Below are 15492 nucleotides of genomic sequence, written 5' to 3'. Positions count from 1 at the left end.
ACTAGTAATCAAAATCCATGTTGCTAAACGGATTGGCCTTCGCCACTGCCACCCAATCGACTTCTGAGTCTTCTAGCCAAGCGATGACTTGCCGCTTTGCTTCGGATCGCTTTGGGCCCGGCCATGACAGCAGGAACGGTGGAGCGCCTTTCGAAGAAGCAATTGTCTGGGTAATGAGTCCGCCTGCGGTCAGGGGTTGGTCTTTGACAAGGTAGCCCGCAACGGATACTGATTTGGGCAAGGCCATCGAACCTCCTCCGTTATTGCCGTATGAGATAACAAACTGGCCCTGATTGGGATCGTCGCGAACCGAGAACTTGCCGATCTCCCTAGTCGAATCCATCGACTGAACAAGAAACTTGCGGAACTCGGGAGAAATCAGCATAGGCGACTGAAGGAGGTCATCGATGGGAAAGATGCCGGTAAACCGTCGAGGCTTGGCATTGTCACTTGTCTCGGAAGCGATCCTCTCCAAGTAGATTGCCCCTGCCGCCTGCACGGTGGCATCGGTTGGGCATCTCCACAAGGGTGAAAGAACGTACTTGGCCTCAAAGGATTCAAAGGTGAAGAGTTGCACCGCTTCCGCGTAATCTTGCCCCGCCGTCTTATCCCCAGAATTTGACCGATCCGCGATGAGCTTTCCGAAGGGCCGTGCGATCATTTGCCCGGCATCGTTGTGCTTTTGCTTCCACTCCTTCATCATCCTAATAGTTCGGTCTGTTGCCGCTTTGAGAGATGGAATGGCACCTTCCTTGTCCCATCGATAGAGGCAATGAGCGATCGAAAGCCCGTCGGCGAATTCAAAGAGTTGCATGGAGCTTGAAAATTCGGCCACCTTGGTCAGCGCCTCAATTCTCTTGTTCATCAACGCGGTGATTTCCTTGCCGTAACGCTCTCGCAGAGGTTCGCCGTGCATGACCTCGCTCTTGTTGGGCAAAACCGACATGCCGCCTTGCCCCTGTCGAATAACGTGAAGAGGATCGGTGATGCATTGAGCCGCCCGAAGCCAAGACTCCCGGCTTGCTTGGTCGTCTCGCAACACGTTGAGCCACCGCTCCGGTTCAGAAAGGTTGGCCGAGGTCTTCCACAAGGCTCGCAGTTTTGCCACGCGATCTTTGGGGTCGTCGTTTCTTAAGGTCGAGCTGGACGGCCAAACCATCATGAGGCATTGGTAGGCGGCGGTTCGCACCGTGTGGAGAGTGCGACTGGGAAAGAAATCTCGTCCGAAGGATACGGACCTTGTCATGCGGTCATCGTTTTCCATTGCATCGAGGAGGGCAGGCACTGCCGCCGAACCTTCCTGGGTGATGGCTTTGATGATCGGATCTATCGACCAATTGATTCCCCCTGGCTGTCCCCATTGTTTGGCCGAGACTTCATCGAGAGCATCGATCAGACCAGCGATTCGAGCTGGTTGGTCCAATTTTGCATTCGCCTGAAGGTCGAATGGGGGCTTTGGATGGGCCACGCGACGGGCAATGTCGCGCAGGATTTGGCTGGCTTCGTTGGGGTCGAATCGCCAGCCGATGTTGTCCTTGCCATAATTGACACCAGCTTTCTCGCGAAGTTCAGAAACCAGGGCGAGCTGTTTAGCCCACGGGAGGGCATCCGCGTCTCGGCGCTCGATGAGGCACTGGGCGGTCTGCATATAGTAGCGGTAGGTTAGCTCGGCGTAGAAGTTGAGAACGGGGTCGAGTTGATGGGCGCCGACTTGGTCCCAACATTGTTCGGCAAGGGCATTTTCGCCACGCACCAGCAAGAGAGCGGGCATGGCAATCGTGGCTCGCTGAATTTCAATTCCATCAGTCGTAAAGTTGCCGAAAACCTTCGTCTTGCTGGGCGGGAACAGGTCGGCCGGGTTTGCCTCGCCGAGGTCCGATTTGAGCGGATACTTGAGGCCGTCGATGAGCACGACCTGGTGGTCGGGCATGATCCATCCGTATCCCTGCTTCTCGTAAAGCGACTGCTTTCCCCAGCCGGTCGCGTTGCCAAGCATGACCAAGACCTTGTGGAACTTTCCGCCGCGAGGGTCGGCTAATCCGTTGCCCAAGAGCGATTTTGTGGCGGTTAGATAGTTGGCGGGAATCGTGGACTTGGTCGGCGCCTTCCAGTCATTCGCAACCGGAATTGGCGTCTGAATACCGGCGCCTTGGGTCTCGAAAGGTGTAGGAGGCTGTTGACATCCAGGTCCAAAACTAGTCACCACGAGTAAAAATGTGAGCTTCATTTTTCCCAACCATTCTTATCATATGAGATGTTTTCGAAGCCTCCAAGGTTCACTCACTTTCTCGCAGCGACTTTTCCGCCGAATCGGCTTTCGCTTACGTCTGATAAATAAGGTCGGCAATGGGATTACTTGGACGGATATTCGGAAAGAAAGGCGACGAACCGCAAACGTCGGAAGGTCAGCTTCTAAGAAGGAAGATGCTGGAGGGCTCACCCCGAGAAATGGGATTCGAGCCAAGCGACGAATTTCCTAAGGTCGCCGGAGTCATTGCCGACATGCCGATGTCCGGCATCGAGGTGTCGATCTTTGGTTCGGCTACTGCCGACGGGAGTCTCTATACGTCTTCTCAGTTTGGAATCATCGGCGGATGCCAACACGAAGGCGCTCGCAAAGCCGCGCTCGAACTCACTCGCAAAGCGAACGAATTCTGCGACGAGGCAACTCCAGCCCAAGATACGGCATACCCGCCCACTGGCACGGTGCGCTTTTACTTGATGGGATTCGATGGCCTCCGTTTCCTGGACGCCCCGGAGAAGTCAGCAATAGAGGGCACCCACCGATATAGTCCTCTCTATGGATGCGCTCAGATGCTGATGACCCAACTGCGAATTGCGAGTGGTGGTTAGTCGAGCGACTTCTTCGGCGAACTGAGGGCCAAATCCTGCGTACTCCAAATTAATTGCGCGCTTTGCCCGCAATTCCATTAAGATAAGGACAAACCACGGTGATAACGGCCCTGCTTCTCCTGCCCGCGCTTCAGACCCTCGTAATCGGAGGTGGCCCTGAGCCGCAGTACAACCAGGTGGCGATCGAGAGCAACGTTCGCTACATGGGCAAAATCGTCCATCCGAACGATCCTTTCCGGGTGTTGTTCGCCGATGGCACGCTCACCGCAAAGACCGTCCAGTTTCGGGGCGAAAAGCCGGTGGGTGAGACCAAGATCGGACCGTTCACGGTTCCCGGCTCGGTCATCCAATATCGTGAGCCTCACATCCCTCGGCAGGACGGCGCGGCCATCCTTGAGAACGTCCGAAAAGAGATCGTGGCCTTGGGTCGTGACCCCAAGGCTCCGGCCTTCATCTACTTCACGGGTCATGGAAGCATCGCGCCCGATCTTAAAGTCAGCGAGTTCGACCTGTGGTCGCAACAGCGGTTCGCCGTGCCCGACCTCGTGGACTCGATTCGGGATTACGCAAGCGATAAGCCGGTGACGATCCTGATGGTGCAGTGCCACTCCAGCGACTTTGCGAATGTCATCTATCAGGACGCCAACCCTGGGCTCGGACTCGCCAAGAACCGGGTCTGCGGCTTCTTTGCCAGCATCTCGGCTCGGCCCGCCGCGGGCTGTACTCCCGCTCTGCAGGAAGAGTATTACAAGGACTTCTCTAGCTACTTCCTGGCCGCGCTGACCGGGCGAGACCGTGTTGACCGCAAGGTGGATGGGGCCGATTTCGACCACAACGGGATGGTGGGCATGAACGAGGCGTTCTGCTGGTCGCTGATCAATGACGACTCGATCGACACGCCCGTGTGTACGTCGGATGTCCTTTTGAAAACCACGGCTCAAATGCCGGACTCGGACGTCTTTCGAACCCGGTACGCGGACGTGCTGAAGTGGGCCAATCCGGCCCAAAAGGCGGCACTGGAAGGACTTTCGAGTCGGCTTGAACTCGATGGCGAGGATCGGCTGAGCGTCGCGTATGAAAAATACGCTCGGATCACGGTGCAGGAGGAACGACCTCTGCCCGTGCTCGGCTACCGTTTCGTGTGCCTGGCGAGGAGCGTTGTGCTGGGAGAGGCGATGCGGAAGTCCGGTGACAAGGCTCTGCGGGCGCGGTTCGAATCCTTAGTGAAGGACGAGGCTCAGAATCCGTTCTCGGCTTCCCGTTAGGCCGTAGAGTAGATAAGTACTTTTGTAGAGTAATTCGGTGGCGAAGTTCCAAGCCGCCAAACCCCATTCTCGCGAAAACGAACTGTATACTGGGGGCATTCGTGTGGGTCAAGGGCGACCCTCGGATGGTCACTTATGAGGCAATGGCGATTTCTCCTGGGCGCTCTCGGCGTCGCAATATTCCTCCCCACGGCTGCCCTGGCCCAGAAGCCAGTGAGCCTGATCGGCAAGGACCTGACCGGCTGGGTTCAGCGAGGCGGAAACGCAAAGTATTGGATTGAAGGCAACGAAATCGTGGGATCGTGCGTGCTCAACACGCAGAACTCATTCCTCTGCACGGAGCGGACCTACGGCGACTTCATCCTCGAATACGACTTCAAGGTTGATCCGCGATTGAACTCGGGTGTGCAGATTCGAAGCGAATGCTTCGACCAAAAGTCGCAGGTGGAGTGGAAAGGGAAGACGATCAATGTTCCCGCCAAACGAGTTCATGGGTACCAAATCGAGATCGACCCGGATCCAACTCGCGACCGCTGGTGGTCGGGTGGAATCTACGACGAAGCCCGGCGCGACTGGCTCTATCCCGGCCAACTCGGCGGCGACCCAAAAGTCTTCACCGACACTGGTCGCAAAATGTTCAAGCAGGGCGACTGGAACCATGTAAAGGTGGAAGCTATCGGCGATTCCATCAAGACATGGTTCAACGGTAAGCCCTGCGCCGCCATCAAAGATTCGATGACGCTTCGCGGCCTTATTGCCCTACAGGTCCACACCATCGGTAACGATAAGTCGAAAGAGGGGGCCGAGGTTCGCTGGCGAAATCTGAAAATCACCGACCTTTCGCCCAAGGACAACACGATCACGAAGGAAGAAAAGTCGGCGGGCTGGCAACTGTTGTGGGACGGCAAGACTACAAAGGGTTGGCGTGGGGCCAAGCTCGACACTTTTCCCGCCAAGGGTTGGGTGATCAAGGACGGCGTGCTGACGGTTCTGGCATCTGGCGGCGCGGAGGGTGGTGCGGGCGGCGATATCGTCACGACCCAACGCTACAGTCAATTCGAGCTAACGGTCGATTTCAAGATCACGGAAGGGGCCAACAGCGGCGTCAAATACTTCTGCCAACCCAATCTCGACCCGATTACGGGCACGGGGGCCAAGGCGGCGACCGGCTCAGCGATCGGTTTGGAGTTCCAAATCCTCGACGACGAGCATCATCCCGACGCCAAACTGGGGCGCGACGGAGACCGCACGGTTGGGTCGCTGTACGACCTGATCTCGGCGGATAAATCGAAGCTGACCAACCCGGTCGGCTCCTGGAATACGGCGCGAATCCTCGTCCAGGGAAGTCACGTCGAACATTGGCTGAACGGCAAAAAGGTCCTCGAATATGAGCGCGGATCGGCCGATTTTCGAGCCTTGGTCGCCGAGAGCAAGTACAAGAACATTCCCGGTTTCGGCGAGTGGTCCGACGGGCATATCCTTCTTCAGGACCACGGCAATCAGGTCTCCTTCAAGAACGTCAAAATCCGAGTCATCCACTAAACGAGAGCTATGAACGACAAGAAATCCACCCCAGAAATCAATCGGCGATCCTTCCTGACCGGTCTGCTCGCGGCGGGCGGCTATGCGGCCCTGCCTAAGACTGGCGTCTTCGGTGCGGCATCGAGCATTCGGCCGATTTCGCCGAATGAAAAGGTCAACATCGCCTGCATTGGAATCGGCAATCGAGGTTGGGATGACATTCGCGGTTTGGCCGCCACCGGGCTGGTCAACATCGTGGCGCTGTGCGACACCCAACTGGGTGAGAAGCACACGCTGGACGCCCTCGGCAAGTTCCCGGATGCCAAGACGTATCAGGATTTCCGCAAGATGTTCGACGAGATTGGGCACCAGTTCGACGCGGTCTCCATCGCCATTCCCGACCACGCGCATTTCCCCGCGACGATGCTCGCGATGTCCGAAGGCAAACACGTCTACGTCGAAAAGCCGATGGGCCACAGCTTCCGCCAGATCGAACTCATGATCGCGGGTGAGAAGAAGTACAAGGTCGCATGCCAGATGGGCAACCAAGGCCACAGCGAGGCGAACTACTTCCAATTCAAGGCTTGGAAAGAAGCCGGAATCATCAAGAACGTGACGCGGATCACCGCGTTCATGAACGCCTGGCGGCGCTGGCATGGGATGACTTACACCGAGTACATGCCCGCTGAATTCAAACCGGAATCGATGGACTGGGACGTGTGGATCGCCACCGCCCACGAGCACCCGTACAGCCGGAAGTACATCAACGGCGACTGGCGGTCGTGGTACGACTTTGGCAACGGTGCCCTCGGCGACTGGGGCGCGCATATCATCGATACCGCGCATGAATTCCTCGACCTTGGCCTGCCATACGAGATCGCTCCGACTTTGGACGGCTACAGCCCGGTCATCTTCCCGCAAGCCTCGACCCTGCTGTTCCGCTTCCCGAAGCGTGGATCGATGCCGCCGGTGGACATCACTTGGTACGACGGGCAGAAGAATCTCCCGCCGCTTCCCCCTGGCTTCGATGGCAGTCCGGTCGATCCCAACATTCCGCCTCCTACGTCGGGCACGTTGGCGACCAAGACCCTTGCTCCGGGCAAGGTGATCTACGGCGAGGGGCTGACCTTCAAGGGCGGCACCCACGGCTCGACATTAGAAATCATTCCCAAGGGCGCGGACAAGGACCTTAAGCTTCCCGAGGTTCCAAAGTCGCCGTCGAACCACTATCTCAACTTCATCCGCGCCTGTAAGGGCGAGGAAAAGTGCCGGTCCAATTTTGCCGTCGCCGGTCCGTTGTCGCAGGTCCTGGTTCTGGGCGTCCTCGCTCAGCGCATGAACACAAAGCTGGAGTTCGACCGTGCCACCAAGCGCATCACAAACAACAAGGTGGCCGACGAACTGCTGAACGGAGCCGTGCCCCGCAAAGATTGGGAGCAGTACTACAAGCTCTAGGCAAAGAAACGAAACGCTCCCTCAAACGCTACGCACGTGAGTCAAAGCGCTTGAGGAAGGAGTTGGTTTCGTGGCTCCGATTATTCTACTTTAGGATGACTCGGTAGCCCAGTACGCCGGTTACATAATGATGCATTTGGCGATAGGCTTCCTGACGAGCCTGGTGCGGCCCGGCCTCGTCAAGGACGAAGATTTCATTGATAGTTAGAGATTTGAAGTGGCCGGTTGCAACGACGTAAATCGGGATCATTCCTATGTCTCCGACGTACCCCGTATATTTCCAAACCACGACTGGCTCGAGGCCCTGTTGCTCGCGAATTTGCTCAAGTTTTACCTTGATTTCATTGCTTTCACGTCCAATTGCCACGAGGCTCGTGGAATTATCCGGCAGTAACGACGTTGGGGTTTCGCCGGCAAAGCCCCAAGCTTTGATGAAGAACTTGTTCATTTCTTGATTCCTATCCTAGGTTCCTTTCTTGGAGGAACCTACCTATTTTTTACACCAAATTTCGTCCCTCTTCCGATCGGCCCGGTATTTACACCGGCATGAGGAGTCAATAAGTGCAATTCCTCATGTAACGTATTCCGAGAAATTGCCGATGATGGCCGGGCAAATAGTGAACCAAGCGCTCCCGTTCGAGTTCAATATATGGCAAATTAACCCCATTGAAAGGGGTAAATTTGGAACTGTGAACGTGCATTGTTTTCCAGAAATTGGGGAGTTAGACTACAACTATTTATCTCTTGCTGCTAATGAGGCCGCAGACTCGATTAGATGCCTTCCGATGACCTACGGAGCTAAAGGCATTGCATTCTATGCTGTCATGGACACCATTCTCCTGCTTTACGGCATGACGGTCGGGGCAGCATACATCGAAGTTTATGGAGGAACCAAGTCAAGCGCAAATAATGTGGGGAAGGACCCGACCTGGAGGTCAATAGGAAAAAGGGAAATTGAACAAGTCAAAAATTGGTCGAAGCGGCCCTTTCATGAGTTCATCCTCTCGGGCCATTCCTTTGATGACTCTAAGCTTGCATTCCGAATACGCGTTTTCCCTCTAGATCGTGAAGTTGAGAAAACTTTTGACGATTACCCAAACATCATTTCGATGCTATTCGGACGGAGGAAGGTTGCGGAGATTACGTTTGAAGCAATTCGTTTTCTTTCGGGTGGCGTGGCTGGTCGCAAGCCAAAGCCCTTGGAAACACTTCCCAATGATGATCTCTATCGAGAGTTGACGTTGAGAGTTCGTTACGTTATTGAATCGCAGGGCGAGCATGTGCGTCTTAGCGATAAGCGTATTGGCCATCAAGCGATGCCGCTTATTCTTCTTGCTCAGAGGACACCAGTTCAAAGAAGCGTTCATGGAATTGGGGATTATGCCTACAGTTACAGATATATACTTGCCCCTCAACAGTGGAAGGCGTTGGACGAAGTTTCCCGGGTTGCCCTAGAATCTCCACTTCGCGAACCGTACAAATGCCGATTGGACACTACATTTGAGAGCGGTAGCTTGACAACTCACAATCGGCGACCCTCCGAAATTGGTCCGCGAATTTGCGGCAAGATGAATCTGGACCGCCAGCAAGGAATCGAGTGCCTTCGAAAGATGTTGGGCCTTGACCAAGGTTGCTTTCAGGTCTACGTTCCTATACACGTGAAAGGGACTGTGGCCTTCGTCGTAGTATTTCAATTGCCGATCGACCAGCGATTGGACGCCTTTAGCGTTTACGCAAACTTTATTCCTGCATTTGGTGCCAACTTAAGGCAGTCCGTTTTCGAGACCGCGCTCTCACAAGCAAAATCCTTGAGAAACTTTCACGAAATCGTGGCTCAGCTTTGCGGTGAAAGAGAGAACGCTGCAGATGGTAGGTTAGTCAGAAGTGAAGGCGTTGGAGCATATGACAAAATCATAAAGCGGCGGTTGGAAGCCCAAGATTAGAGGTGGCATGCCAAGTAATCGGTATATGTGTCGAGGTATCTCTGACTTGAAGTCCGGGGCAAGTCACGTTGATGGCACTACGTCCCAAAATCTATGGATCAATTACTCTTGTGATCAAACTATTCGGAACCGAGGTCTTCGGGGTCGAAGTTGGACCCCGGTCTGAGTGCGCCCATTGGCATGGTCCGACCGATGTCGTCGCCCTGAAATTTCCGTGTTGTGGAACCTTTTGGTGCTGTTGGGACTGCCACGAGGCTTTGGCCGGACATCCGGCTCTGCGGTGGAGCGAGAGCGACCAGGATGAAGAGGTGATTCTCTGCGGAGCGTGCGGACATCGGCTGACGATCCGCGAGTACTTGGAGGGCGAGAGCCAATGTCCGAACTGCGGGCAAGGGTTCAATCCGGGTTGCCGAAGCCATCGACATCTGTATTTCGATTTCTAGGTTGTGGTGCCAGAGGTTAGTGACAAAATGGAACTAGCCATGTCGCCACGAATGAGCTTCCCTTTGCGAATCGTGGCGATCTTGCCTGTGGTAGGTTTCGTCGTCGGCTGTGGGTCTGAAAGGAGCGATTCCAGTTCGGAAGTCTGGATGTACGTTTTGTTAGTAATCTCGGCCGGTTTTGGCGTCTGGCTGTCTGAACGGCGGAAAAGGAAGGCGGATGCCGAAGAGGCGGTTCGAGTCCGTCATCCAGGTGAGTTCTATCAGCCTCGGAAGCCGACGGGACCTTCAACTCCAATTCCGTTTCCGGCCATGTCTGAACTCCGCCGCGAAGTGTTATTCGCAGAGCTCGAAAGGTTCAAGGAAGGAATCCTCCAAGGAGATGACCGAGCGATTACAACGCTAATCGATGTTCTGGAAGAGGAAGAGCATGGCGATATGATTGCCCGTTGTTGGTTCAATGACGCTGGGCAGTTTTACTACCCACTGCTAATCGTTGGGATTTCCCTCTCCAATCCGAAGTCGTTCCTCGCGAGCTTCGCGCAGAGTCTGAATGGACCCGACGAGCAGTTTGTCTACGCCTTGTTTCGAGCCACCCAGCATAAAGCCCGAGTTGCTCCCGACCTGTTTGAGGAAGCTTGCGGCCTCATGCTTCGCTCGCCTCGATCAACGATAGCAAACGAATTTGCAGCAATGATGTTTCGCAACATGGGGGACGAATTACTGGGCACTCAGGCCCTGGCTCTTCGGCGTGATCTTCAAGGGCTTGGGTTTAGCTGTTCCGAATATTAAGCTACGAAGTGGAGGACGAAATCCATTCAGTTAGTTGCCTGCGGCAATAGCTCAAAATGTAGTCCCAACTTCTGTGCCCGCTCGACGATGTCCGGTAGGGCCTGAATCGTATCCACCACTCCAGCGTGGAGGTGCAATACCGAATTCGGCTTCAGGCGACCAAAGATTCGCCGCTCGAGCTCACCTACTCCAGGTCGGAGGAAGTCGTACGGATCGACTTCGGTTGCGGAGAACGTCGAGCCCGAAAAGTCTTGGATCACGCTTGACCCCGGACCGCGCACCCAGGTCGGGTTAATGCCGGTCCGCTTGGCCAGCCAGGTTCGACACCGGGCGGGGTCGTCGTTCTTGGCGTCGTGATGCCATGCGTGTACGTCCATCTGGTGGCCATCGGCCACCGCGCGATCGACCCATTTGGGGTCAGCCGACGCATTTTCACCGATGACGAAGAAATTCGCGTGAACGTCGAGCCTCCGAAGCGTATCGAGCAATTCCGCATTGTTGGCTTTGGCAGGGAAGTCGTCGAACGTGAGATATACGGCGCCGCTTGTCGGCTCAGGTTCGGCCATGGCGTTGCGAACCTCGCGCACGATGTCCTCGCTTCGCGAGATGCCGTAACCAGCCCACGTAACCGTACCGCTCGGGTCGATCACGAGCGTATAGGGAACGCGGTCAATGCCATGCTTCTGGCTCCAACGGCTTCCCGAGTCGATCAGACGCTGAGACCAATCCGCTTTCTTATCGACGTCCAGCCAGTGCCCATCCACGCTGATTCCCAGGTAATCGACCGGCAATCCCGACAGCTTGTTTCGGGACTGGATGAGTCGCACTCGCTGGGTCTTCCAGGTGTCGCACCAGTAGGCAAAGGCACACAGAACCGTGACCCGCCCAGGCTTCCATTCGTAGATGCCGCCCTCGGGCCGAACCATCTCGAAGGGCGACACTGAGTCGCCTTTCAGCGGCGGCCCTCCCGAGGGACCACCTGCCAAAGCCAGCGCTAGGACGACCGAGATCATTACTCTCCCTTGACGGTTACGCTGAGGGCGTTGCTGTTGCCGTGTACCTCGGCTCGGCGAATCGCCTCGACCATGGCGGCGGGAACGGATATTGTTCCGTCCGATTCGGCGCGGAGGTAGAAGCGGAAGGTGGCGGGCAAGCTGTTGGCCAGCACGGTGTAGTAGATCACGGCTCCATCGCGAACCTCTTGGCGAGCGTAGGTCAGTCGATCCTGATCGACGTATTCGAACCCAGCGGGAATCGGAATCACGACGCGAACGGCGTCGGTCACCGAGTCGCCCCAGGCGATCGCCGAAACCCGAATGGGTTCGTTCGGTTTGATCGCGCGGTTCAGCTCTTCCCATGATCCCGCCTGGTTCATGACCTCCCAGCGGATCATCGTTCGGATGCCGTTACTGACCTCGTTCTCGGCCTTGTGGTAGGCCTTTGCTTCCAGCACGTAGCGTAGAGGCTGATCGACGCCATCGACTTCGATTGCTTTTCCGACCGCGTCGGCAGGAATGTCGGCTTCGGCCCACTCTCCGTCGGGCTGTCGGGTTACCGGAACCTCGACGCCGTTGGCCTTGACGTGCAGGGTTCCGACGCGGTCGGCGGACGGTCGAGCGTCCGAATACCGGTGGATCGCCCGAAGGACGGCGATGGAGTCGCCGGGACCCATGTACGAGGAGGCGTGAGCGATGACCCAATCGGCGAGCCCGTCAATGATCGGGTTGTCAGAATCAAGGCGGAGCAGAAGGTCGAGCAAGCGAGCGTTGGCTTCCAACTCGCTTCCGGTCCATCCCACGCCGTTGCCAACGGGCAGGAAGCTGGTCGTACCTCGCGACACGAGTGCCGTGAGGGCGGTCACCCTCTCTTTGGCCCGGGCCGTATTGCCGGTGAGCGCGAGCGCATTGGCAAGGGCAAGCTGGGCCGTCGGCGAAATCGGCGTCTTGGATTCGTCCACCTCGGCCGTCCATGGCTTGGCCTTATCCGAACCGTCCAAGGCGAGGGCTTCGACCAGGAGCGCCCGGTATTCGGCAAACTGCACGTGACCGTACTGGTACTCAGCCGCCGAGCGGGCACTGCCGCGCAGAGCCTCCCATTCGGGATAGTTCTTTGTCGCTGCCAGTCCGCGCAGGACGCGGGCGGTGATCACCGGATCGGGCGAACCTTCGTCCCACCATCCCCAGCCGGTCGACTGGTGAGTGCGACCCAGCATCGCGATCGGCTCGCGGATTCGGTCATCCATCCAGGGAATGTTCTGGCCCGCCGCGACTTCGACCTGTTCGGCCGCGACGATTGGCGTGTACCGCGACGAATCGAGAAGGTTTCGCTCGATGACGGGAAGCATGGCTTTCGCCCCTGGATAGAAGCGCACCTTGGCGCTTTGGGACCCGAAGATGCCGTCGGCAGGCACGGTATAGGGAATCTTTCCGCCCTTGGTTCGTCCTGCGGTGACCTCGCGGAAGGGAACGCCGTTCGGGTTGACCGGCACGCCGACTTCGAGCCCATCCAACCGGGTTCCGCTAGCGTCGAACACTTCGCCGCGTACGGGTAGGTTGCCCAACGCCTTGGCATCGAGCGGGATATGAACCTTTGCGTCGCCGGTGGCCGGAGCCGAGACCTGGTAGTTCTGCGTCTCGTCGCCAACTTTGACCTGCACCCGAACGCTTTGCGGATTGGTCGTTCGGTTGGTGACGGTGCCGATCAGGTCGAGCTTGTCGCCGACCACCATCTGGCGAGGAGTGGCGAGGCGCAAGGTAATCGGTCGGCTTGAGCGCGTCATCGCTTCGGCTTGACCGACTTGTGTGCTCTCGGTGACCGCTCGGGCGGTCGTGTGCCAAGCCGTCAGATTGCCCGGCATATCGAATTCAACCGTCGCTTCGCCGTCGGAACCGGTTTGGACGAACGGGTTCCAATAGGCGGTGTCTACGAACTGAGTTCGCATCGGAGCGTCCTTGTTCGCATTTTTCTGCATCTGGTACGCGCCGCCTGACATTTCCTGCGGGGCCGAATCGACGGTCTGCACGCCCGGTTCGCGGTAGCCCCAGAATGTATCGATCAGGTTAGCGGTTTGGTCGGGTTGCACGGCATAGATCGCTTCGTCGATGACCTGAAGTCCAACCTCGGCGCTGATCGGTCTGCCGTTGGAGTCGCGGGTCTCGACGGTGTACTTGGTGTGGTCGCCTGGGGCGACTTCGGTCTTGTCCGGCTTTACCGAGACCTGAAGGCGTCGGGCCGGGTCAACCACGCGAACCATGGTTCCACCCGAGTAGTGCCCGCCCTCAACCCATTGGCTGACGGCGAAGGTCATATTCGGGCTGGAAGGGGCGTCCAGCTTGAAGGAAAACGGGCCCGGCTTGCTCAATATCTTGTACGAGATCAGGTCCGAACTCTCCATCGTGAGCAGGATCGGATGGCCGGGACGGTTCGATTCGACAAACCCCTGAGCCGTATCGCCCAACACGTAGTCCTTCTTTTCCAATCGGACATTGACGTTCGGCGGCTTCTTCTGCTCGTCGGGCTCGGAGAACGGATCGGCGACATAGATTCCGCTTCGGGATCGGGTTACACGACCGCCGGAGTCTTTGGCCGTTGCGACGATCGAGAGGTAGCCGCGCTCCTTGGCGGGGATGGATGCCTTCACCTTTCCGCTCACGGGAACCTGCACCGTCGTACTTTCCAGCGTCTGCTCGATGTTGCGCTTCTGCTTTTCGTCCCACACACTGTGGCGAAGCTCGACGGTCACTTGTCCGCTAACTGGTCTGCCATCGAGGTCGGCGAGCCGGACTTCGAGCGGGAGCAGGCGGCCAAGCGGCACATAGCCGACCGTCGGCTCGGCCGAGGTGCGGATTGAGGCAGCGTAGACCGGAATCGAGGCCGCATTCTTGATCTGCCGATTTGCGCCGTCAGTGATCGTGAAGTCGAACGAGTATTGAAAATCGGTCGCTTCGCTGGTCGTTGGAATCTCGATCTGGAGCGTACCGTCCGCCGCCGTGGTCCGAAAGTCGTTCAGAACGACCTGGTTGGCCGCGTAGGTGTCGCCCGCATAGAGGTTGCCATCCGAATACTCGAATCCACCTCCGCCCCACGACATCGGCGAGCGGCGAACCATCACTTGCACGCGGGCGTTGGGCACCTTAGCCCCGAAGTAGTATTCGGTTGACAGTTTCAGCTTGATCGGCTCACCGGACAGGTATCGCTTTTGCGAGAACTCGGACGTCGCTTTGAATTCAGGCTTGCGGTATTCGGAGACCTGGAAGTCTTCGTAGGCAAGACTTTCGTCGCCTTTACGAAGATGGACCGAGTAGTAGCCGAGGCCGCCTTCTTTGGGGAGCTTGAAGCTACCGGCGACCGTGCCCATCGCTGTCGTTTTGAGTTCTTGGCGGTCCAGCAAGGTCGATTGCGAATCGAACAGCTCCATCGTGACTGAATCGTTCGCGATGGGCGAGTAGCCAAGGCCGTGGATGCGGCGCAGAATCGCCTTGAACATGCCGGTTTGGCCGGGTCGGTAGACTGGCCGGTCGAACTGCATATGGCTGACCACTTGCCCCTCGCGGGTCGTGCCGACCACACTGACCGCCGCCGCGTCGCGGCCCGTCTTCACGACCACAACGTCCTGCCCAGGCGGAATGTCGAGAGTCGAAATGCCTTCGCGATCGGTTTGTCCGGTCTTTGACTGTTTTCCATCGCGGTATGTGATGATCGTCGCACCGGAGACCGCTCGGCCCGACTTATAGTCGGTCACCCAGGTGAGGGCGTGCTTCTCGCCGCGCTTCACGATGATCGACAGGTTAGTCACGTTCATCGTCGCCCACGCTTGGCCTTTGTAGCCGGGCGCTTCAATCAGATAGTAGCCGGGTGGCAAGTTCAGGATATTGGATTGCCGCTGATAGTATGTGTCCTGCGGAGCGGGCAGGGTCTTCTTTTTGCCCGCGACATCCAGACTGAAACTTCGAACGGGGCGGCCACCAGGTGTTGGTTTGGTCCGCCGGGGGTCGTACTGGTGTCGCAGATCTTCGAGCGGTAGTTTGTAGATGCGAATGGGAACCTGGCGTACGTTCTTCGAGTTCACGAAGAGGTGAATCTTGGCTGATGGAGCCACGTTGCCAGCGATGAAGAGGTTGACCTCGGTTGAGACTGGCTTCGCGACTTTGGCGGCTTTGGCGGCTTTGGCCTGGGGTGTCTGCGAAGCAAGGATAGCGGCAAGCGTAATGGCGGCAAGCATGG

Annotated in this window: 11 protein-coding genes; 7 read left to right on the top strand and 4 right to left on the bottom strand. The window is 57.1% G+C overall.

All coding sequences use genetic code 11. The features are described from left to right. Position 1: 1 nt before the first annotated feature. Entirely contained in the window at positions 2 to 2227 is a 2226-nt protein-coding gene (locus tag GC165_04810; GenBank protein MBI1332184.1) for a hypothetical protein, read from the bottom strand. A gap of 119 nt (positions 2228 to 2346) precedes the next feature. Between GC165_04810 and GC165_04805 the strand changes: the two genes are divergently transcribed. The 4 genes from GC165_04805 to GC165_04790 all read left to right on the top strand — a co-directional run bounded on the left by GC165_04805 (position 2347) and on the right by GC165_04790 (position 7094). Beyond that, entirely contained in the window at positions 2347 to 2853 is a 507-nt protein-coding gene (locus GC165_04805; protein ID MBI1332183.1) for a hypothetical protein, read from the top strand. Positions 2854 to 2951: 98 nt separating this feature from the next. Next, positions 2952 to 4118 carry a hypothetical protein gene (locus tag GC165_04800; GenBank protein MBI1332182.1) on the top strand — a complete coding sequence of 389 codons (1167 nt, stop codon included), beginning with the start codon at positions 2952 to 2954 and terminating at the stop codon, positions 4116 to 4118. A gap of 135 nt (positions 4119 to 4253) precedes the next feature. Further along, positions 4254 to 5660: a DUF1080 domain-containing protein gene (locus GC165_04795; GenBank protein MBI1332181.1), complete on the top strand. Its 1407-nt coding sequence runs from the start codon at positions 4254 to 4256 to the stop codon at positions 5658 to 5660. Between the two features lie 9 nt (positions 5661 to 5669). Further along, a complete protein-coding gene (locus GC165_04790; GenBank protein MBI1332180.1) occupies positions 5670 to 7094 on the top strand; it encodes a gfo/Idh/MocA family oxidoreductase in 1425 nt (474 codons plus the stop codon). An 85-nt stretch (positions 7095 to 7179) separates the two neighbouring features. On the opposite strand, the gene GC165_04785 is transcribed toward GC165_04790, so the two are convergent. Next, a complete protein-coding gene (locus tag GC165_04785) occupies positions 7180 to 7542 on the bottom strand; it encodes a hypothetical protein (GenBank protein ID MBI1332179.1) in 363 nt (120 codons plus the stop codon). Positions 7543 to 7693: 151 nt separating this feature from the next. On the opposite strand from GC165_04785, the gene GC165_04780 reads away from it, so the two are divergent. The 3 genes from GC165_04780 (at position 7694) to GC165_04770 (ending at position 10269) form a co-directional block, all read left to right on the top strand. Further along, positions 7694 to 9037 (top strand): hypothetical protein, encoded by a 1344-nt coding sequence (locus GC165_04780; protein MBI1332178.1) that lies wholly within the window; start codon positions 7694 to 7696, stop codon positions 9035 to 9037. A 71-nt stretch (positions 9038 to 9108) separates the two neighbouring features. Further along, positions 9109 to 9480: a hypothetical protein gene (locus GC165_04775; protein MBI1332177.1), complete on the top strand. Its 372-nt coding sequence runs from the start codon at positions 9109 to 9111 to the stop codon at positions 9478 to 9480. 39 nt (positions 9481 to 9519) lie between these two features. Then, positions 9520 to 10269 carry a hypothetical protein gene (locus tag GC165_04770; protein MBI1332176.1) on the top strand — a complete coding sequence of 250 codons (750 nt, stop codon included), beginning with the start codon at positions 9520 to 9522 and terminating at the stop codon, positions 10267 to 10269. 26 nt (positions 10270 to 10295) lie between these two features. Here the strand turns inward: GC165_04770 and GC165_04765 are convergent, their stop codons facing one another. Both GC165_04765 and GC165_04760 read right to left on the bottom strand, forming a co-directional pair. Then, the gene (locus tag GC165_04765; protein MBI1332175.1) at positions 10296 to 11627 is read right to left on the bottom strand and encodes a polysaccharide deacetylase family protein; all 1332 of its coding nucleotides are present in this window, start codon (positions 11625 to 11627) and stop codon (positions 10296 to 10298) included. Continuing rightward, complete coding sequence (locus tag GC165_04760) at positions 11282 to 15490, bottom strand: hypothetical protein (GenBank protein MBI1332174.1); 4209 nt, start codon at positions 15488 to 15490, stop codon at positions 11282 to 11284. Before GC165_04760 ends, GC165_04765 begins: the two co-directional genes overlap by 346 nt. Between the last annotated feature and the right edge of the window lie 2 nt (positions 15491 to 15492).

The organism is Armatimonadota bacterium, from assembly GCA_016125185.1.
Lineage (GTDB): Bacteria > Armatimonadota > Fimbriimonadia > Fimbriimonadales > Fimbriimonadaceae > Fimbriimonas.
Note: the sequence above shows the minus strand (reverse complement) of the source record. Positions and strands in the feature narration are given on the sequence as shown.